Here is a 20034-nt window from a genome sequence, read left to right as displayed (position 1 = left end):
GTGCCCGTCCCCACCCGCCCGGGCCGGGGACCCGGGGTCCGGGCAGGTCGCTACAGTGGAGACGTGCCCGCCTCCAGCCTCCCCGAGCCCGTCCCCGGCTCCCGCCCCGTGCCCGCCCCCGAGCGTCTCTCGCCGGCCCGCCTGCCGTTCGCGGCGACGGCCTTCGACCGCGACGCCGTCGACCGCGAGCTCCAGGACGTGCGCGTGCTCGCCGCCCAGGACCCCGCCACGCTCGTGCTCGTGCTCGCCGGCGGGCTCGCCCCCGTCGCCGGCGGCGCCCTCGTCCTGGTGCCCGCGGCCGAGCTCCCCGCCGTGCCCCACGACCCGCGCCGCCCGGAGGTCTACCTGGGACGGCTGCCCGGTGCCGACGGCGCCCGCGGCCCCCGGGTGCTGCTGCGGGCCGTCGCGGCCCCCGAGCCCGGGGGCGAGGACGCGGCGGCGGAGCCCTTCGCGGTGCCCGAACCGCTCGTGGCGGCCGTCGCCGAGTTCGCCGCCGCCCGGGGCGCGGGGGAGCTGCGCTGGGCCGGCCTGCGCGAACTGGGCCCGGTGCTCCCGGCGGCGGACACCTCGCTGCTCGTCACCGCCCAGTCCGTGGGCCTGTGGCACCGGGACCACCCCCGGTGCCCCCAGTGCGGGGAGCCCACCGAGGTGATCCGCTCCGGGTGGGCCCGGCAGTGCCGCAACGACGACTCCCTGCACTTCCCGCGCACCGACCCCGCGATCATCGTGGCGGTGAGCGACGGCCACCCCGATCCTGAGCGGGAACGGCTGCTGCTGGGCCGCTCCGCGCTCTGGAAGGGCAACCGGTTCTCGACGCTCGCCGGGTTCGTGGAGCCGGGGGAGTCCCTCGAGCAGGCCGTGGTCCGCGAGGTCGCCGAGGAGGCGGGCCTGACCGTGGGGGACGTGCAGTACCTGGGCTCCCAGCCCTGGCCGTTCCCGCGCTCCCTGATGCTCGGCTGCCGGGCGGTGGTGCGCTCCGGGGCGGCCGTCCCGGACGGCCAGGAGATCCTGGAGCTGCGCTGGTTCACCCGGGCGCAGCTGCGGGACGCGGCACGCACCGGGTCGGTGACCCTCCCCGGGCGGGTCTCCATCGCGCACGCGCTCATCGCGCACTGGCTCGGCGAGGACCTGCCGGAGACCGCGTGGTGAGCGCGGGCGAGGCCGCCACGGAGGTGGAGTCGACCCTGGAGGAGCGCATCCTCGCCGGCCTGGACCCCGAGCAGCGGGAGGTCGCGACCACGCTGCGCGGTCCCGTGTGCGTGCTCGCGGGCGCCGGCACGGGCAAGACCCGGGCCATCACCCACCGGATCGCCTACGGCATCGCCACGGGGGTCTACACCCCGCAGAAGGTCCTGGCCCTGACCTTCACGGCCCGCGCCGCCAACGAGATGCGCAACCGGCTGCGCGGCCTGGGGGCCGCCGGGGTGCAGACGCGGACGTTCCACGCCGCCGCCCTGCGCCAGCTGCAGTACTTCTGGCCCCAGGCCGTGGGCGGGCCCCTGCCCGGGCTCGTCGAGCACAAGGCGCGGCTGATCACGGAGGCCGCGCAGAACATGCGCCTGTCCACGGACCGTGCGGCCGTGCGGGACCTCGCCGGCGAGATCGAGTGGGCCAAGGTCTCGATGCTGACCCCCGACACCTACCCGGCCCGGGCCGCCGGGCGGGACATGCCCCTGAACTACGACGTGCGCACGGTCCAGCGCCTCTACCAGTCCTACGAGGAGCTCAAGACCGACCGGCACCTCATCGACTTCGAGGACGTCCTGCTGCTCACGGTGGCCGTGCTCGAGGAGGACGAGCGCGTCGCCGCGACCGTGCGCGAGCAGTACCGCCACTTCGTCGTCGACGAGTACCAGGACGTCTCCCCGCTCCAGCAGCGCCTGCTCGACGCCTGGCTCGGGGGCCGGGACGACCTCTGCGTGGTGGGCGACGCCTCCCAGACGATCTACTCCTTCACCGGTGCGACCTCCCGGCACCTGCTCGAGTTCCCGGCCCGGCACCCGCAGGCCCGGGTCATCGAGCTCGTGCGCGACTACCGCTCCACCCCGCAGGTCGTGGAGACGGCCAACCGCCTGCTCGCCGCCCGCCGGCCGGAGCGGGGCGCGACCCCCGGCGCGTGGGCCACCCCGCTGCGCCTGGTCGCCCAGCGCCCGGACGGTCCGCCCCCGTCCTGGAACGAGTACGCGGACGACGAGGCCGAGGCGGCCGGGACCGCGGCGCGCATCCAGGACCTGATCGACGACGGGGTGCCCGCCGCCGAGATCGCCGTGCTGTTCCGCACCAACGGGCAGTCGCAGGCGTTCGAGACCGCCCTCGCGGAGGCGGGCATCGGCTTCCAGCTGCGCGGCACGGAGCGGTTCTTCAACCGCCCGGAGGTCAAGCAGGCGGTGGTCCAGCTGCGCACGGCGGCGCGGGCGGCCGAGGCCACGGACGAGCCGACGCGCCTGGTGCGCGACATCCTCTCCTCCCTGGGCTACTCGGACCGGGCGCCCCGCTCCACGGGAGCGGTGCGCGAACGGTGGGAGTCCCTGGCGGCGCTCGTCTCCCTCGCGGACCGGATGGCGGCGGAGGCCGCGGCCCGCGAGGAGCAGTTCGTCCTGCCGGCCTTCACCGCGGAGCTCGAGCGGCGCATGGCCCAGCAGGACGCCCCCGTGATGAACGGGGTGACCCTGGCGTCCCTGCACTCGGCCAAGGGCCTGGAGTGGGACGCCGTCTTCCTGGCGGGCCTCAGCGAGGGCCTGATGCCCATCGGCTTCGCCGAGACCGCGGACGAGGTCGACGAGGAGCGCCGACTGCTCTACGTGGGCATCACGCGGGCCCGGGAGCACCTGGTGCTCTCCTGGACCCTCTCCCGCACCCCGGGCGGCCGGCCCACGCGCCGTGCCTCACGCTTCCTCGACGCCCTGCGCGGCACGGACACGGCCCGCGCGCCCCAGCGCCGGGCCCGCCCGCGCGGCGCCCGCGCTCACTCCTGAGCGAGCCCGCACAGGCACCGGCTCCGGTCCAGTCGCGGCCGGGACACGGCCTCCGGCCACGGCGGGGCGAAGAGGACCGCGTGCCGGTCGCCGCCCCTCGCCCCGGCCGGGAGCAGCGCCCCGCGCCCGTCGCCGTCGCACAGCGAGTCCAGGGCGACCCGGAGCACCTCGACGGCCAGGCGGACCGCCACGGCCTCCGCGTGGGCCGGTGCCGCCCACGCCGCGAGGACGGCGTCCGGACCGGGGGGCGCCGGGCCGGGCTCCCGGCCGTCGAGCGTGGCCCGCACGCAGTCCGGGCACGGCCGGTGCGCCCAGGGCACGGTGGGCCAGCGCAGCAGGACGCCGCCGGCACGGTGCAGCGACACGAGCGGGTGCCGGGGATCGATCCCCGGCCACGCCTCCGGCTCCCCCGCCGCGGGCACGGAACGGCCGGCCGGAGGAGCGGCCGGGTGCTCGAGGCTGTGCACCACGACGGTGCCCGGGAGCAGGGCACCGGGGAACAGCTCCGGCGCGCTCACCGGCACGCACCGGGGATCGAGCTCGCGCAGCCTCCGGCGCAGGGCCGCCTCCCGGGAACGGCCGACGTCCGCGGGCCGGTACGCGCCGGTCCCGAGATCGGCGGCCGTCACGGCCGCGGAGTCGTTGACGTTGAGCCCGAGCACGCCGCAGCGCAGCAGGCGCACGGCCAGCGCCGCCGCGAGACCGTCCAGGCCCAGGAGCAGGACGTGCACCTCGTCCGGGCGGGGGCGCTCGAGGCACGACGCACGCGGGCCCGCGTCCTGCTGGTGAGCCCGGGACGGGCCGGGGAACGGTGTGGTGGGCACGGGACGCCTTCCGGGACGCGCGGACGGGACGCCCCCACTGTGACCCGCGCCGGGCCTGCGGCGCGCCCGCCGGCGGGCCGTCCACAGTCCACGCCGGCGGACCGTGCACAGGTCACGGGCGGCGTTTCGCGGCCCGCGCCCGTGGCGTGTTCAATGGCCCCATGCCCGTACCGTCGCAGCCCGAGGTCGTCGTGCGCCGCTCCGCGCGCCGGCGCAAGACCGTGTCCGCCCACTGGAGCGAGGACACGGTGGTGCTCTCGGTCCCCCAGGCGGCCACCCGGCGGGAGATCGAGCACTGGACCCGGGAACTGGTGCCCCGGGTCGTGGAGCGCCGGCGCCGCGAGGCGGCCAAGGGCGCCGACCGGCGCTCCGACGACCGTCTCCTGCAGCGCGCCCAGGAGCTGTCGCGGCGCCACCTCGACGGCCGCGCCCGGCCCTCCGACGTGCGCTGGTCAGGACGGCAGCAGGCCCGGTGGGGCTCCGCGACGCCCGCCACCGGCGTCATCCGGATCTCGGCGCAGCTCCAGGAGGCCCCGGAGTGGGTGCTCGACTTCGTGCTGGTGCACGAGCTCGCGCACCTGCTCGAGGCCGACCACAGCCCCCGGTTCCGGGAGCTGGAGGCCCGGTACCCCCTCGCCGAGAGGGCCCGGGCCTTCCTGGACGGCGCGGCGTGGGCGCACCGGCACGCGGAGGACGCCGCGGAGGATCAGCGGGAGCCGTCCCCGTCCTGAGGCCCGGCGCCCTCCGGCCCCCCGGGGCCGCCGTCCGCGCCGGGGGCGCCGTCGGCTCCGGGCCCCTCGTAGCCGCCCGAGAGCAGCCGCTGGAGCGCGGCGTCGACCTCGTCCTCGGACGCGGTGAGCAGCCCGCGGCGCTCGGTGAAGCCCGCGGGGTCGTCCAGGTCCTCGTCGGTGGGCAGCAGCTCCGCCGCGTCCCACAGCCCGTCCCGGTCCTGCACGCCGCGGCGCTCGCCGACGTACTGCCAGAACTCGGCGGCCTCGCGCAGCCGGCGCGGGCGCAGCTCCAGCCCCACGAGGGAGCCGAACGCGTGCTCGGCCGGCCCGCCGGAGGCCCGGCGCCGCCGGACGGTCTCGGACAGCGCCTCGGCGGACGGCAGGTTCGCGGTCGCGGCGACGGTCACCACGTGCACCCAGCCCTCCACGAGGGCGAGCACGGTCTCGAGCCGCTTGAGCGTGACCTCCTGGTCGGGGGTCTGCTGCGGGGCGAAGATCCCGGAGGACAGGGCCTCCTGCATGCTCGACGGGTCCATCGGGTCGATCTCCCGCGCAGCCTCCTCGATGCGGGCCATGTCGATGTGGATCCCCGCGGAGAACCGCTTGACGAGGTCCAGGACGTGCTGGCGCAGCCACGGGTTCGCCGCGAACAGGCGGACGTGGGCGGCCTCGCGCACGGCGACGTAGAGCATGATCTCCTGCGCCGGGATGTCCAGGCCCTCGCCGAAGTCCTTGATGCTGGCCGGCAGCAGCCCGGACCGGCCCTCCGCGAGCGGCAGCCCGATGTCGGTGGAGCACAGCACCTCGCGGGAGAGTCCGCCGATGGCCTGGCCCAGCTGGATCCCGAACAGCATGCCGCCCGCGCCGGCGAGCATGCCCGAGGCCCCGCCCATCATGGCGGAGAGCTCGGGGGGCAGCTGCTGGGTGAGGGCGTCGGTGAGCGCCTTCGTCACGGACTCCGCGACCGGACCCGTCATGTCCTTCCAGGTCTCCTGGGTGGCCTCGATCCACTCCGCGCGGGACCACGCCCGGGGCAGGATCGAGGGCTGGCCGAACTCGGTGTGGTCGGCCAGCCACAGCTCGGCGAGGCGCATCGCGTCCTCCACCGCGCCGCGCTGGGCGGGGGTCACGGAGGGGTCGCCGCCCTCGGCGGCGATCCGCCGGGCGTGGTCGTGGGCGAGCTTCCAGTTGACCGGACCCTCGGACGCCCCCGCGCCCATCATGGACTGGATCTGCTGGAACATCATGGACATCGCCTGGGGGTCCACCGGCACGCCGGCGCGCTGGAGGTCCTCGGGGCTCATCCCGCTCTGCCCCATGAGGCGCTCGAGCATCTCCTGGAAGGGGTCCTTGGGGCCGTCGCCGGAGTCGTCCCCGGGCGTGTTCCCGGGGCGGTCGTGGGGAGGCTGGGGAGTCATGGGTCCACCGTTCTTCGGTCGGGTCGGGGATCGGGCGGCACGGGCGCGCCCGACGTCACTGCTCCCAGCGTAGCGAGCACCGGACGGGGCCGACCATGAGCCAACTCCCAGTTCGCTGGAAGCTCAGGGCGGGGTCCCGCGCGATAAGCTGGACCGTCCGGACCGGGCGGCCCCGCGGCCCCCGGTCCTCCCGACGACGACCGCCGAGGACCGCCCGTGACCGCATCCCCCCGCCCGCTCCGAGCCCAGCGCCGCCGAGGCCTCGAGTCCTGGGCGCTGCTGGGGTCCGCGGGGCTGCTGCTGGCCGGGACGGTGCTGCCCGCGCCGTTCGTGATCGAGGCGCCGGGCCCCACGTTCAACACGGTGGGGGAGCACGACGGCCGGCAGCTGCTGGGCGTCTCCGGCGCCCGGACCTATCCGAGCGAGTCCGTCCTGGACCTGACCACGGTCTACGTCACCGGCGGACCCGACAAGAGCGTCAACGTGCTCACCGTCCTCGGGTCCTGGCTGGACCCGTCCGCGTCCGTCGTGCCGGCCGACACCCTCTACCCCCGGGACGTCACCGACGAGGAGGCCGCCCAGTACAGCATGGCGGCCATGAGCACCTCGCAGGAGGACTCGGTCGCGGCGGCGCTGACGCACCTGGGCGAGGACTTCGACACGCGGCTCTCGGTGCAGGGGACCGTGCCGGACGGCCCGGCGGAGGGGGTGCTCGAGCACGGCGACGTCCTGCGCGGCGTGGACGGTGCCCCCGTCACCTCCCTGCCGTCCCTGAAGTCGGCCCTCGACGCGGCGGGGGAGCGGGGCGTCACCCTGCAGGTCGAGCGCTCCGGGTCCCCGCGCGAGGTCGAGGTGGACACCGTGCGCGACGAGGCGTCCGGGAACTGGCAGCTCGGCGTGTACCTCCTGCCCGCGTACGACTTCCCGATCGACGTGGCCTTCGAGCTGGACGAGGTCGGCGGGCCCAGCGCCGGGCTGATGCTCGCCCTGGGAATCGTCGACGAGCTGACCCCGGGCTCGGTCGCCGGGGACCGGCACGTGGCCGGCACCGGCACCATCACCCCGGAGGGGGAGGTGGGGCCCATCGGTGGCATCCGGCAGAAGCTCGAGGGAGCCGCGGCGGCCGGGGCGGAGGTCTTCCTCGCCCCCGAGGGCAACTGCGCCGAGGCGCAGGGCCACGTCCCGGAGGGCCTGACGGTCGTGTCCGTGCGCACCCTCGACGACGCCGTGGCCGCGGCCGAGGCCGCCGGGGACGGCGGGGACCTGTCGGCGCTGCCGTCGTGCGCGGCCGGATGACGGCCGCCGCGTGCACGATTGCACCCCCGAGAAGCCCGCGGGCAGAATGGACGGGGTGCCCCGGCGACCCGCCGGCGGCGTTCCTCCCCGACGCACCCCGCACCCCACGACTTCACGCACCACACCTGACGAACGACGCCGATTGCAGAGGTAACCAGTGACCGCCGGACCAACAGCCCCCCGACCACCGAGGCAGCAGCCAGCAGGACAGCGGCGGAAACGGGGTGCGCTGTGGCCGACGGTCGTGGTCGTCCTGGTGCTCGTGGCCGCCTTCGTGGGACTGACGCAGCTCTACACGGACGTCCTGTGGTACGACCAGCTGGGCTACCTCAGCGTGTTCGTCACGGAGAACGTCACGAAGATCGTGATCTTCGTGGTCGCGGCCGTGCTCGTGGCGGCGCTGATGTTCGCCAGCCTCTTCCTCGCCTACCGGCACCGGCCGATCACGGCCGAGTCCATCGTGGACGACAACCTGCGCCGCTACCAGGAGGCCCTGGAGCCGGTCCGCAAGATCGTCATGGTGGTCGTCCCCGTGCTCTTCGGGCTCTTCGCGGCGAGCACGGCGATGACCCAGTGGGACACGGTGCTGCTGTTCCTCAACCAGGAGCCGTTCGGCCAGGAGGACCCGCAGTTCGGCCTCGACCTCGGCTTCTACGTCTTCACCCTCCCGTTCCTGCGCTTCCTCATCGGCTTCCTCGTCTCGGCGATCCTGCTCGCCGGTGTGGCGGGGATCCTGATGCACTACGTCTACGGCGGCATCCGGATCACCGAGCGGGGGCTCAGCACCACCCGCGCCTCGCGCGTGCACCTGGGGGTGCTGGCCGCGCTGTTCCTGCTGCTCCAGGCCGCGAACTTCTGGCTGGACCGGTACTCCACGCTGCAGTCCTCGTCCGGGTCGTGGACGGGCGCCCTGTACACCGACGTCAACGCCGTGATCCCCACCAAGGCGATCCTCGCGGCGGCCGCCCTGATCGTGGCGATCCTGTTCGTGGTGGCCTCGTTCATCGGCCGCTGGCGGCTGCCGGTCATCGGCACCGCCATGCTGCTCGTGGTCGCGGTGGTGGCCGGCGGGATCTACCCCTGGATCGTCCAGCGCTTCCAGGTCACGCCCACGGAGCAGGCCCTGGAGAACCAGTACATCCAGCGCAACATCGACCTCACCCGCTCGGCCTACGGGCTGGACTCGGCCGAGGTCATGCCGTACGACGCCACCACGGAGACCGAGCAGGGCGCCCTGCGCCAGGACACCGAGACGACCTCGAACATCCGCCTGCTGGACCCGAACGTGGTCTCCGCCGCGTTCTCCCAGCTGCAGCAGTTCCGCCCCTACTACCAGTTCCCGGACACCCTCAACGTGGACCGCTACGAGATCGACGGCGAGGTCCAGGACACCGTGATCGCCACGCGTGAGCTGAACCCCGACCAGAACCAGGGGTGGTTCAACCAGCACGTGGTCTACACCCACGGCTACGGCGTGGTCGCCGCCTACGGCAACCGCGTCGAGGTCGACGGCAAGCCGCAGTTCATGCAGGCCGGCATCCCGTCCCGGGGCGTGATCTCGGACGACTACGAGCCGCGCATCTACTTCGGGGAGAACTCCCCGATGTACTCCATCGTCGGCGGCGCGGAGGGCGACGAGCCCCTCGAGCTCGACCGCCCGCAGACGGCCGGCGACCAGGAGGGGGACGCCAAGACGACGTTCGCCGGCAACGGCGGGCCCAGCATCGGCAACTTCTTCAACCGCCTGGCCTACTCGATCAAGTTCCAGTCCTCGGACATGCTGCTCTCGGACGCCGTGCGCCCGGAGTCGCAGATCCTCTACGACCGGGACCCGCGCGAGCGCATCGAGAAGGTCGCCCCGTACCTGACGGTCGACGGCGCCCCGTACCCGGCCATCATCGACGGCCAGGTCCAGTGGATCGTGGACGCCTACACCACCTCGGACGCCTACCCGTACTCGACGCCGTCGGTGCTCCAGGAGGCCACCCAGGACACGCAGACCGCCCAGGGCGCGGCGGCGACCCTGCCCCCGGAGCGGGTCAACTACATCCGCAACTCGGTCAAGGCCACGGTCAACGCCTACGACGGCACCGTGAACCTGTACGCGTGGGACGACCAGGACCCGGTGCTGAAGGCGTGGCAGAACGTCTTCCCGAACACGCTCCAGCCGTACTCCGAGATGTCCGCGGAGCTCATGGCGCACGTGCGCTACCCGCAGGACATGTTCAAGGTCCAGCGGGAGCTGCTCAACCGCTACCACGTCACCGACGCGAACAGCTTCTACGCCAACGACGACGTCTGGTCCGTGCCCAACGACCCGACCCAGGACACCGACGTGGCCCTGCCCCCGTACTACCTCTCGATGCGGATGCCCGGTGAGGACGAGGCCAACTTCTCGCTCACCACCTCCTTCATCCCGCAGCAGTCGGAGACGGGCAACACGCGCAACGTGATGTACGGGTACCTGTCCGCCAACTCCGACGCCGGGACCGGCGAGGACGGGGTCAAGAGCGACGAGTACGGCACGCTGCGCCTGCTCGAGCTGCCGCGGTCCTCCGTGGTGCCCGGACCGGGCCAGGCGCAGAACCTCTTCAACTCGGACACGGACGTCTCGACCGAGCTGAACCTGCTCCGCCAGGGCGCCTCCGAGGTCATCAACGGCAACCTGCTCACCCTGCCGGCGGGCGGCGGCATGCTCTACGTCCAGCCCGTCTACGTCCAGTCCTCGGGCGACGCCGCGTACCCGACGCTGCGGCGCGTGCTCGTCGGCTTCGGCGAGGAGGTGGGCTTCGCGCCCACCCTCGAGGAGGCCCTCGACGAGGTCTTCCAGGGCGACTCCGGCGCCCAGACGTCCTCCGGCGCGGGCGTGGACGACGCCGAGGCCGGGAGCCCCGACGGGGCCGGCGAGGGCGGGGCGGGAGCCCCGGCCGGCGGCGGCAGCCTCGAGGACGCCCTCAGCGACGCGAACCAGGCGATCCAGGAGTCCGAGGAGGCCCTGCAGGAGGGCGACTGGACCTCCTACGGGGAGGCCCAGCAGCGGCTCCAGGACGCCATCGAGCGGGCGCTCGAGGCGGACGGCGTCGTCGCGCCCGAGGCCGAGGGGGCCCTGGCCCCCGAGGAACCGGCCGGGGAACCGGCGGAGCAGCCCGCCGGGTAGCCGATTTGCGGGTCCACCCCGCGGCACGTATAGTCATACATGTCGCCGCGGGGTGGAGCAGTTCGGTAGCTCGCTGGGCTCATAACCCAGAGGTCGCAAGTTCAAATCTTGCCCCCGCAACCAGAGAAGGCCCCCGGACCACCACGGTCCGGGGGCCTTCGCCGTGCCCGGGCTCCCGGGCCGGAAGGAGCCCCCACGGCCGCGGCCGTGGGGGCTCCTTCCGCGCTCCCGGTGCGGGACCCTCGTCAGACCTCTTCGGAGGAGACGATCCGCTCGGCGTTGCGGGACTTCAGGGCCGCGAGGCGGGCCTCGATCTCCGACTGCTGGCCGAGGGACTCGAGGGACTCGAACTGCGCGTCCAGGGAGGACGCGGCGAGCTCCTGCTGGCCCAGCACGCGCGCCTCCTCGCGCCGGATCTTGTCCTCGAACCGCGACACCTCGCTCGTCGGGTCGAGCACGTCGAAGGCCTTCAGCGCGTCCTGGACCTGCGACTGCGCCTGCACCGTCTTCTGCCGGGCGTTGAGCTCGTCCCGCTTGTTGGACAGCTCCTGCAGCTTGCCCCGCATCCTGTTGAGCCCGTCCTTGAGCTTCTCCACGACCTCGGTCTGGGACTGGATCTGCGGCTCGGCGCCGCGGGCCTCCGTCTCGTACTGGATCTGGCGCTGGAGGGCGACCTTGGCGAGGTTGTCGAACTTCTGGGCCTCGGCGCCCTTGCCGGCCCCGCGGTACTCCTCGGCCCGGTTCGAGGCGGCCAGGGCCTTGTTGCCCCACTCCTGGGCCTCGCGCACGTCCTCCGCGTGGTCCTGCTCGAGCAGGCGCAGGCTGCCGATGGTCTGCGCGACGGCGGCCTCGGCCTCGCGGATGTTCTCGGTGTAGTCGCGCACCATCTGGTCCAGCATGAGCTGCGGGTCCTCGGCGGCGTCGATCATGGCGTTGATGTTGGCCTTCGCGAGCTGGGCGATGCGGCCGAAGATGGACTGCTTGATCATGGTTCCTTCTCTCCTGTGGTGCTTCCCGGGAGGACCTCCCGGGACGGTGGGCGGGACAGGGATCGTGGGGCGGACGGGTGGACGGGTCGGGGAGCGGCGGACCGTGCCGGGGCGGCCGACGGTCGGCGGCCGGGATCCGGGATCAGAAGCTGCCCCCGATGCCGCCGCCGAAGCCGCCCCCACCGCCGCCGAAACCGCCGCCGAAGCTGCCGCCGAAGCCGCCGCCCCCGCCGCCGAAACCGCCTCCGCCGCCGTTGAGGATCGAGCCGAGGAGGATGCCTCCCAGCATCGCGCCGCCCAGGCCGCTGTTGGAGCGGCCGCGGTGGCCGCCCATCCCCACGGGCGTGCCGAAACCGCCGTAGGAGAAGGAGTCGACGTCCCGCTGGGCGATGTACTGGGCCTCGCCGGCGAGCCGGACGGCCTCGTTGGCGTAGGTCAGCGCCTCGGAGGGGTCCGACCTCCGGGCCTGCTGGGCGGCCTCGAGACAGCGCTCGGCCTCCGCGAGACGGGTGCGCGCCTCGGGACCGACCCCGCCGCGGCGGGCCCAGATGTACTCGCTCGCCGAGCTCAGCTGGGCCTGCGCGGACACGAGGGTGTGCGCGAGGGTCTCCCGCGCGGAACGGTCCCGGTCGTTCTGGGAGCGCACCGACGCGAGCCCCTTGTCGAGCTCGTCCTTGGCCACCGCCAGGCGCCGGCTCAGGCCGAGCGGATCGATCCGGCCCGCGCCCATCTGCTCCTCGACGGTCCGCAGGACGGCGCCGACGCCGGCCACCGCGCCCGCGAGCTCCGGGTTGGAGCCGCGCCGGACGAGGGCGTCCGCCTCGGCGACGTCGCGCTGCGCGATGGTCACGGCGTCCTTGAGGGACTCCTCGGCGTGGGCGAGCTCGGTGGCCGCGTGCTCCACGGCGTCGAGCAGCCCGCCGGCCTGCCCCGCCCCCTCCTCGGCGGCGCGGATGTCCAGCACGGCGTCGCTCGTGCGGCCCGCGGCGAGGTCGGTGCGGGCCTCCTCGAGGGCGGTGTCCACGAAGTCGAGCCGGTCCCGGGCCTGGTCGATGTTGTCCCGGACGGGGGCCACGGCGGTCTCGTTGTAGTGGGCGGTCAGCTCCCGCAGCCGGGCGTCGGCCGTGGCCACGCGGGGACGCACCGCCTCCGCGTGGCGCCGGACGTCCTCGAGGGCCTGCGGGGCGCGGGACTCCAGCCGGCGCAGCGAGCTGAAGGCCTCCTGGTGCTCCTGGAGAGGGCGCTGGGCGTCCTGGGAGCGGGCGATGATCTCCCCGAGCCAGGCCCGCTGCTGCTCCTCGGTGTCCGGGATGTGGTCCTCGAGCTGCTGCTGGAGGGCGAACGAGGCCTGCATGTGCTTCTTGGCGTCCTGGACGGCGCGGCGGAACGGCTCGACCTGCTCGTCCCCGTACTGCAGCTGGGCGAAGGCCAGCTCCTGCTCGGAGTGCTGGATGGCGTTGTCGGTGGCCACGAGGAGCTCGCCGGCCCGCTTGCGCAGCTCCGGCACCGGGACCTCCGGCGGGCGGCCGGGGCCCGCCGGGCCCCGGCCACCGGGCCCGCCGTGCGGGGCGGACTCCTGCTGCCGGCGCTTCTTGTTGCGGGCGGCCATGCCGTAGACGGCGAGCCCGCCCAGGCCGAGCGCCCCGAGGCCGAGCAGGCCGAAGCCCGCGCCGCCGCCGTCGGAGCTGTCCGCGGCCCCGGCGGGGGCGCCGGAGAGCTCCGCCTCGATGCCCTCGACCGCGCCCTCGACCGCGCCGTCCCAGTCGTCGGCCGCGAGCGCCGGCGTGATGTACTGCCGGTTGATGCGCTCCTGCTGCTCGGTGCTCAGGGGCCCGGTCGAGTACGCGGAGAACCGCTGCTGCCGGTCCTCCGTGGCCACGACCAGCACCGCGTCCGAGCTGCCGAGGTCGTTGACCTCGGCGAACTCCTGCAGCCACGCGTCGGGGTCCGAGGGGTCGGTGAAGGAGTCGACGAACACCGCGGTCAGGGTGATGCCCTCCTGGGTGGCGAGCTCGCGCACGTCGGCGGCCAGCGCCGAGGGGTCCTCCAGGACGCCGGCCTCGTCGACGATCCGCTCGCCCGGGGGCACGTCCACGGGCGGCTGGGCGGCGGCCGCCCCGGCGGGCGCGAGCAGGGCGAGCGTCAGACCGCAGCCGGCGACGGTCCGGCGGGCAATGGGGCGCCAGTGCATGATCTCCCTCACGTGGTCGGTGCTCCCGATTCTAGGACGGGGGCGCCCCGGCGGGAGGAACGGCGCCGGGCCTACGCGCAGGGCGAAACCGCAAGGCGGCTGATGACCTCCCGGCGGGCACGGGGCGCACCCACGGCCGGCGTCCGGGCGCCGTGCGGGAAGCGGTCAGTGCTCTCAGCGTCGTCTCAGTGCGGACGTGGATACTGGGGAGCTGAGCCGCCCGCGCCGCCCCGTCCGCTCCGGGGCCGGCCGGGCCCGTCCGTTCCCAGGAGGAGACCGCCCATGTCCGAGCCCCGCGACCCCCGATCCGGTGCCGACCCGCAGCTCACCCAGCCCCTGCCCCCGGTCACCGGCCGCCCGGCCCACGACCCGTGGGCGTCCGGGGCCGAGCAGGACGCGCCCCCGGGGTACGGGGTGCGCGACGGGCGGGACGCCGGTCCCTTCCCGGGCGCGTGGCAGGGCGCCGGGGACCCCGCCGGCCGGCAGCCGTGGGGGCACGCCGGCGGCAACGGCGACGGCAACGGTGCGGGGGCCGGCCGGGGGCGGCGGCGCTTCTCGGGGGGCTCCCTGGTCACGGGCATGGTCCTGGCCGCGCTGGTCGGGGCGGGGGCGGCCGTGGGGACGGACGCCCTCCTGGACGACGGCGGCACGGTGCCGGCCGCGGGCGGGTCGACGACCAGCTCGATCATCGTCAACGACCAGGACGAGGTGAACGCGGTGACCGCGGCCGCGGTGAAGGCCTCTCCGTCCGTGGTCACGATCTCCGCGTCCGGCGGCGGCCAGAACGGCTCCGGCTCGGGGGTGATCATCGACGACGTGGGGCACATCCTCACCAACACGCACGTGGTGACCCTCGACGGCACCACGAGCAGCCCCGCCATCGAGGTGCAGCTCGACGACGGCCGGGTGCTGCCGGCCGAGGTGGTCGGCACCGACCCGCTGTCCGACCTCGCGGTCCTCAAGGTCGACGCCCCGGGGCTGACCCCGGCCACCCTGGGCTCCCTGGACGACGTGAACGTGGGCGACACGGCCATCGCCATCGGGGCGCCGCTGGGCCTCGCGGGCACGGTCACCGACGGGATCGTCTCCACCCTCGACCGCACCATCACGGTGGCCTCCTCCGCCGCGCCGAACACGCCGCCGGAGGGCGAGAGCGAGGAGCGGGGCGACGGCAACGACTTCTTCTTCGACCTCCCCGACCAGAACGGCGGCCCGGGCGGCCGCTCGCAGGGCTCCTCGCCGTCGGTGTACCTCAACGTGATCCAGACCGACGCCGCCATCAACCCCGGCAACTCGGGCGGGCCGCTGATCGGCACGGACGGCGAGGTCATCGGGATCAACGTGGCCATCGCCTCGGCCGGCTCCGGCACGGAGGCCGGCAACATCGGCGTGGGCTTCTCGATCCCGGTGGACACCGCGAAGCGGGTGGCCGAGGAGATCATCAACAACGGCCGGGCCACGCACGGCTACCTCGGCACCAGCGTGAGCGCCGCTCCGGGCGCGGAAGGGCGGAGCCGGGCCTTCTCCGACGGCGCCGCGGTGCAGCAGGTCGTGCCCGGCTCGCCGGCCGACGACGCCGGGCTGGAGGTGGACGACGTCATCACGCAGTTCAACGGCCACCGCATCCAGGACGCGAGCTCCCTGACGGCGGCCGTGCGCGAGCTGCCCGCCGGGGGCACCGGGACGATGACGTTCGTGCGGGACGGCGAGGAGCGCACGGTCGAGGTGACGGTCGGGGACGCCGCCGATCAGCAGTGAGGGGTCGGGGCGCGGGCCCCGGCCCGGCCGCTCAGCCGGCGGCGCCCGCGAAGCCCAGCTGGCGCCAGGCCTCGTAGACGGCGATGGACGCCGAGTTCGCCAGGTTCAGCGACCGGCGGGCCGGCAGCATGGGAATGCGGACCCGCGCGGTGACGTGCGGGTCCGTCTTCACCGCCGGGGGCAGGCCCACCGACTCGGGCCCGAACAGCAGCACGTCCCCGGGGCGGTAGGCGACGTCGGTGTGCGCCAGCTCCCCGTCCGTGGTGAAGGCGAAGACCCGTTCCGGGGCCAGGGCCGCCCACGCGGCCTCCAGGTCCGGGTGGACGCTCAGCACGGCGAGGTCGTGGTAGTCGAGGCCGGCCCGGCGCAGGTGCGCGGAGCCGAAGTCGAAGCCCAGGGGCTCCACCAGGTGCAGCTCGGCCCCGGTGACCGCGGCGAGGCGGATCGCGTTGCCGGTGTTGCCCGGGATCTCGGGGGTGTGGAAGAGGATGCGGAGCATGCCCGCCAGTCTACGGACGCCGGCCCGGCGACCGTCCGGCGTCCTAGACTGGACGGCGTGCCGCACCGTCCCGTCTACCTCGACCACGCCGCCACCGCGCCCCTCCGGCCCTCCGCGCTCGCCGCGGTCACCGAGCAGCTGGCCCGCGGCGGCAATCCCTCCTCGCTGCACCGGGCCGGGCGGTCGGCGCGCACGGTCGTCGAGCAGGCCCGCGACGACGTCGCCGCGGCCCTCGGCGCGGACCCCGTCGAGGTGATCTTCACCTCCGGGGGCACCGAGGCCGACAACCTGGCCGTGCAGGGCCTGTACCGGCACCGGCGCGGGCAGGACCCCCGCCGCCGGCGGATCCTCGTCTCCTCGGTGGAGCACGCCGCGGTCGCCGAGACCGTGGAGTGGCTGGCCGCCCACGAGGGCGCCGAGGCCGTGCTCCTCCCCGTCGACGCCGCCGGCCGGGTGGACCCGGCCGCGGTGCGGGAGGAACTGGCCCGGGACCCCGGCGCCACCGCGCTGCTGACCGTGATGTGGGCGAACAACGAGGTGGGCACCGTCCAGCCCGTCGCCGAGCTCGCCGCGCTCGCCGAGGAGTTCGGGGTCCCCTTCCACTGCGACGCCGTGCAGGCCTTCGGCTCCCTGCCCGTCGACGCGCACCTGCCCGGGCTCACCACGCTGGCCGTCTCGGCCCACAAGCTGGGCGGGCCCGTGGGCGCCGGGGCCCTCGTGGCCGGGCGCACCGTGAGGCTGGCCCCCGTCCAGCACGGCGGCGGCCAGGAGCGCACGGTGCGCTCGGGCACCCTCGACGCCGCCGCGCTCGCCGGGTTCGGCGTGGCGGCGCGGGAGGCCGCCGCGGAGCGCCAGGCCGAGGCGGAGCGGCTCGCCGGGCTGCGCGACCGGCTGGTCGCGGGCGTGCGCCGGATCGTGCCGGACGCCGTCCTGCGCGGGCCCGAGGACCCGGAGCACGCCGGGACCAGGCTGCCCGGCAACGCCCACTTCACCTTCCCCGGCTGCGAGGGGGACTCCCTGCTGTTCCTGCTGGACGCCGCCGGGATCGCCTCCTCCACCGGCTCGGCGTGCCACGCCGGGGTGCCCCGCGCCTCCTCCGTGCTGCTGGCCATGGGCCTGGACGAGGCCACCGCGCGCGGCGCCCAGCGCTTCAGCCTGGGCCGCACCAGCACCGCCGCCGACGTCGACGCCCTGCTCGCCGCCCTGCCCGAGGTGCACCGGCGGGCGCTGCGCGCCGGGCTCTCCGGAGCGGCGCCGGCCTGAGCCCGGCCCGCCGGGGACCGGGCAGGCCCGTCCGCCACCGCGGGGAATACCGGCCCGCCGCGCCCCGTTGACGACACGGACCCCGAACCCCGACCCCTGGAGACGATCTCACCGTGCGAGTACTGGCAGCCATGAGCGGCGGCGTCGACTCGGCCGTGGCGGCGGCCCGCGCCGTCGACGCCGGCCACGACGTGACGGGCGTCCACCTCGCGCTCTCCCGCACGCCCGGGACCCTCCGCACCGGCTCCCGGGGCTGCTGCACGATCGAGGACTCCCGGGACGCGTGGCGCGCCGCCGACGTCCTCGGCATCCCGTACTACGTGTGGGACTTCTCCGAGCGGTTCCAGGCCGACGTCGTCGACGACTTCGTGGCGGAGTACGCGGCCGGGCGCACGCCCAACCCGTGCCTGCGCTGCAACGAGAAGATCAAGTTCGCCGCGCTCCTGGAGAAGGCCCTCGCCCTCGGCTTCGACGCGGTGTGCACCGGCCACTACGCGAAGGTGGTCGAGGACCCCGACGGCCGCCGCGAGCTGCACCGCGCCGCGGACTGGGCGAAGGACCAGTCCTACGTCCTCGGCGTGCTCACCGCCGAGCAGCTCCAGCACGTGCTGCTCCCGCTGGCCGAGACCCCGTCCAAGGCCGAGGTGCGGGCCGAGGCGGCCCGCCGCGGCCTGTCCGTGGCGAGCAAGCCCGACTCCCACGACATCTGCTTCATCCCCGACGGCGACACCCGCGGCTGGCTCGCGGAGCGGATCGAGATGACCGAGGGCGAGATCAAGGACGTGGCGGGCCACGTGGTCGGCACCCACCCCGGCGCCAACGCGTTCACCGTGGGCCAGCGCAAGGGACTCCGGATCGGCACCCCGGCCCCCGACGGCAAGCCGCGCTTCGTCCTGGAGATCCGGCCGAGGACCAACGAGGTCGTCGTGGGCCCCCAGGAGATGCTGGCGGTCGAGGAGCTGCGCGGGATCCGCCCCTCCTGGGCCGGGGCGCCCGTGCCCGAGGCCGCGCCGCTGCTGCGCCCCGGGGCCGCGGCCGGGACGGCGTCGGCCCCGTTCCCCGTCCTCGCCCAGGTCCGGGCGCACGGGGACCCCGTCCCGGCGCGGGCCCGCCTCGAGCTCGTCGAGGGGCCCGGCGGGGACCCGGTGCCGGAGCTCGTGGTCCGCCTGGAGAAGCCGATGCGGGGCGTGGCCCCCGGCCAGTCGGTCGTGCTCTACCAGGGCACCCGGGTCCTCGGCCAGGCCACGGTGGACCGCGCCCACTCGCTGGCCCGCCCCGACGTCGTCGGCCGGGCCGATCCCGCCCGATAGACTGGCCGGCATGAGCGCACCGCACCCCCACGCCTCCGCCGACGTCCGGGCCCACCAGGACTTCGACGCCCACGCGTCCTCGCTGCAGGGCCGGGCCGACCCCCGCGTGCTCGCCGAGCTGCAGTCCATCCGCGGCACCATCGACAACATCGACGCGGCGCTGGTGCACCTGCTCGCCGAGCGGTTCAAGGCCACCCAGCGCGTCGGCGTCCTCAAGGCCACCCACGGGCTGCCCGCCGGCGACCCGGACCGCGAGTCGGCCCAGATCGAGCGTCTCCGGGCGCTCGCGGCCTCCGCGCAGCTCGACCCCGAGTTCGCGGAGAAGTTCCTGAACTTCATCATCAGCGAGGTCATCCGCCACCACGTGGCCCTCTCCGAGGACCACCGGCGGGAGGACGACGACCCCTCGTGACGCAGCACGCCACAGCCGCCTCCCGGCGCACCGACCCCGACGTCCCCGGCGTCGTGGGCACGGCCCTCGGCGCGATGCCGGGCACGGACGTCGTCGAGTCCGTCACGCTGCTGCGCGGTGAGCTCGGGGCGCCCCACATCTCCTTCCTGCCCCTCCTGCCGGCCCGGGGCGCGGCCGCCGATCCCGTCGCCCGCACGGCCGCGGTGCTCGACGGGCTCCACGCGGACCGGCAGCCCCACGGGCTGCGCGTGTCCGGGGTCCCCGGCAAGGACTCCCGGGCCGCGCGGGCGCTGCTGGCCGGGGACGTCAACGTGCTCGCCGACGTGATCGGCGCCGAGAGCGGTCCCGACGACGCACCGGTCAAGACGCAGCTGTTCGGCCCGCTCAGCCTGGCCGCCCGGCTCCACCTGCACGCGGGGGAGCGGGCGCTCAAGGACCACGGCGCCCGCCGCGACCTCGCGGACTCCCTGGCCTCGGGCGTGCTCGAGCACGTCCGGGCCGTGCGCGCCGCGGCCCCCGGCCGGGACGTCCTCGTCCAGCTGGACGAGCCCGAGCTCGCCCGGGTGCTCGCGGGCAGCCTGCCCACGATGAGCGGCTACCGGACCCTGCGGGCGGTCCCCGCGGCGGAGGCGCGGACGTCGCTGACGGGCGTGGTCGAGGCCTGCCGGGAGGCCGGCGCCGCCGCCGTCGCCCTGCGGCTGCCCCCCGGGACCGATCCCCGGCTGGCCCGGGAGGCCGGAGCGGACGCCGTGCACGTGCCGGCCCCCGCCGGCTCGGCGCACGAGTGGGAGCCGCTCGCCGCGCTCGTCGAGGAGGGGCTGCAGCTGTGGCTCGGGCTCGTCCCCGTGCCCCCGGGCCGGGCCGGGGCCCGGGCCCTGGCGGCGGACGTGTGGTCCGTGTGGCGGGACCTCGGCCTGCCGGCCGCCGCCCTCGACCGGGTCCGGATCACCCCGCGCGAGGAGCTCGACGCGCTGGGGCCCGCCGAGCTGCGCGACGTCCTCGCCCGGGTCACCGGGACCGCCGAGGCGCTGGCCCGGACCGCCGCCGAGGCCTGAGCCCGTCCACCGGCCGGGCCGACACACTCCGCGCCGAGGTGCGGGGCGGGCCGCGATCGGCCACAATGCAGGTGGACCCCGGTCCACCACCACGCCCCGGACGCCCCGGGCCACGGCGGTCCCCGCCCCTGCGGGGCCGCCCCACACCACCGGAGA

Annotated in this window: 15 protein-coding genes and 1 tRNA gene; 11 read left to right on the top strand and 5 right to left on the bottom strand. The window is 75.3% G+C overall.

Annotated elements, in window-relative coordinates; translation table 11 throughout:
- Nucleotides 1-63: 63 nt before the first annotated feature.
- Together nudC and ACPYN7_RS10375 are read left to right on the top strand one after the other, a co-directional pair.
- Nucleotides 64-1149 (top strand): NAD(+) diphosphatase, encoded by a 1086-nt coding sequence (gene nudC / locus ACPYN7_RS10380; RefSeq protein WP_231738413.1) that lies wholly within the window; start codon nt 64-66, stop codon nt 1147-1149.
- Nucleotides 1146-2975, top strand: coding sequence for an ATP-dependent helicase (locus tag ACPYN7_RS10375; RefSeq protein WP_424347594.1), 1830 nt, complete (start codon nt 1146-1148; stop codon nt 2973-2975). Before nudC ends, ACPYN7_RS10375 begins: the two co-directional genes overlap by 4 nt.
- On the opposite strand, the gene ACPYN7_RS10370 is transcribed toward ACPYN7_RS10375, so the two are convergent.
- On the bottom strand, nt 2966-3799 hold the full coding sequence (locus ACPYN7_RS10370) for a ThiF family adenylyltransferase (RefSeq protein WP_424347593.1): 834 nt from the start codon (nt 3797-3799) through the stop codon (nt 2966-2968). The genes ACPYN7_RS10375 and ACPYN7_RS10370 overlap by 10 nt on opposite strands.
- A gap of 161 nt (nt 3800-3960) precedes the next feature.
- Between ACPYN7_RS10370 and ACPYN7_RS10365 the strand changes: the two genes are divergently transcribed.
- The gene (locus tag ACPYN7_RS10365) at nt 3961-4530 is read left to right on the top strand and encodes a M48 family metallopeptidase (RefSeq protein WP_424347592.1); all 570 of its coding nucleotides are present in this window, start codon (nt 3961-3963) and stop codon (nt 4528-4530) included.
- Here the strand turns inward: ACPYN7_RS10365 and ACPYN7_RS10360 are convergent.
- Nucleotides 4506-5948, bottom strand: a complete 1443-nt coding sequence (locus ACPYN7_RS10360; RefSeq protein ID WP_058874799.1) for a zinc-dependent metalloprotease — start codon at nt 5946-5948, stop codon at nt 4506-4508. The genes ACPYN7_RS10365 and ACPYN7_RS10360 overlap by 25 nt on opposite strands.
- Before the next feature lie 216 nt (nt 5949-6164).
- Between ACPYN7_RS10360 and ACPYN7_RS10355 the strand changes: the two genes are divergently transcribed.
- The 3 genes from ACPYN7_RS10355 (at nt 6165) to ACPYN7_RS10345 (ending at nt 10524) form a co-directional block, all read left to right on the top strand.
- The gene (locus tag ACPYN7_RS10355; RefSeq protein WP_424347591.1) at nt 6165-7244 is read left to right on the top strand and encodes a YlbL family protein; all 1080 of its coding nucleotides are present in this window, start codon (nt 6165-6167) and stop codon (nt 7242-7244) included.
- A gap of 157 nt (nt 7245-7401) precedes the next feature.
- Entirely contained in the window at nt 7402-10401 is a 3000-nt protein-coding gene (locus ACPYN7_RS10350; RefSeq protein WP_424347590.1) for a UPF0182 family protein, read from the top strand.
- A gap of 46 nt (nt 10402-10447) precedes the next feature.
- Nucleotides 10448-10524: transfer RNA gene (locus tag ACPYN7_RS10345), tRNA-Met, on the top strand.
- 122 nt (nt 10525-10646) lie between these two features.
- Here the strand turns inward: ACPYN7_RS10345 and ACPYN7_RS10340 are convergent.
- Together ACPYN7_RS10340 and ACPYN7_RS10335 are read right to left on the bottom strand one after the other, a co-directional pair.
- On the bottom strand, nt 10647-11390 hold the full coding sequence (locus tag ACPYN7_RS10340) for a PspA/IM30 family protein (protein ID WP_058874796.1): 744 nt from the start codon (nt 11388-11390) through the stop codon (nt 10647-10649).
- Between the two features lie 142 nt (nt 11391-11532).
- Nucleotides 11533-13581, bottom strand: a complete 2049-nt coding sequence (locus ACPYN7_RS10335; RefSeq protein ID WP_424347589.1) for a TPM domain-containing protein — start codon at nt 13579-13581, stop codon at nt 11533-11535.
- A gap of 282 nt (nt 13582-13863) precedes the next feature.
- Between ACPYN7_RS10335 and ACPYN7_RS10330 the strand changes: the two genes are divergently transcribed.
- Nucleotides 13864-15339, top strand: coding sequence for a S1C family serine protease (locus ACPYN7_RS10330; RefSeq protein ID WP_424347588.1), 1476 nt, complete (start codon nt 13864-13866; stop codon nt 15337-15339).
- Nucleotides 15340-15370: 31 nt separating this feature from the next.
- Here ACPYN7_RS10330 and ACPYN7_RS10325 read toward each other — a convergent pair whose 3' ends face one another.
- Nucleotides 15371-15838, bottom strand: coding sequence for a tRNA (cytidine(34)-2'-O)-methyltransferase (locus ACPYN7_RS10325; protein WP_424347587.1), 468 nt, complete (start codon nt 15836-15838; stop codon nt 15371-15373).
- Between the two features lie 57 nt (nt 15839-15895).
- Between ACPYN7_RS10325 and ACPYN7_RS10320 the strand changes: the two genes are divergently transcribed.
- The 4 genes from ACPYN7_RS10320 to ACPYN7_RS10305 all read left to right on the top strand — a co-directional run bounded on the left by ACPYN7_RS10320 (nt 15896) and on the right by ACPYN7_RS10305 (nt 19878).
- Nucleotides 15896-17101, top strand: a complete 1206-nt coding sequence (locus tag ACPYN7_RS10320) for a cysteine desulfurase family protein (protein ID WP_424347586.1) — start codon at nt 15896-15898, stop codon at nt 17099-17101.
- 113 nt (nt 17102-17214) lie between these two features.
- Nucleotides 17215-18411, top strand: coding sequence for a tRNA 2-thiouridine(34) synthase MnmA (gene mnmA / locus ACPYN7_RS10315; protein WP_424347585.1), 1197 nt, complete (start codon nt 17215-17217; stop codon nt 18409-18411).
- A 10-nt stretch (nt 18412-18421) separates the two neighbouring features.
- The gene (locus tag ACPYN7_RS10310; protein WP_424347584.1) at nt 18422-18823 is read left to right on the top strand and encodes a chorismate mutase; all 402 of its coding nucleotides are present in this window, start codon (nt 18422-18424) and stop codon (nt 18821-18823) included.
- Nucleotides 18820-19878: a hypothetical protein gene (locus ACPYN7_RS10305; RefSeq protein ID WP_424347583.1), complete on the top strand. Its 1059-nt coding sequence runs from the start codon at nt 18820-18822 to the stop codon at nt 19876-19878. Before ACPYN7_RS10310 ends, ACPYN7_RS10305 begins: the two co-directional genes overlap by 4 nt.
- The last annotated feature ends 156 nt before the right edge of the window (nt 19879-20034 follow it).

The organism is Kocuria sp. CH-021 (genome assembly GCF_049716185.1).
GTDB lineage: Bacteria > Actinomycetota > Actinomycetes > Actinomycetales > Micrococcaceae > Kocuria > Kocuria cellulosilytica.
The sequence above is the reverse complement of the archived record's forward strand: the minus strand, read 5'-3'. Positions and strand labels throughout refer to the sequence as shown.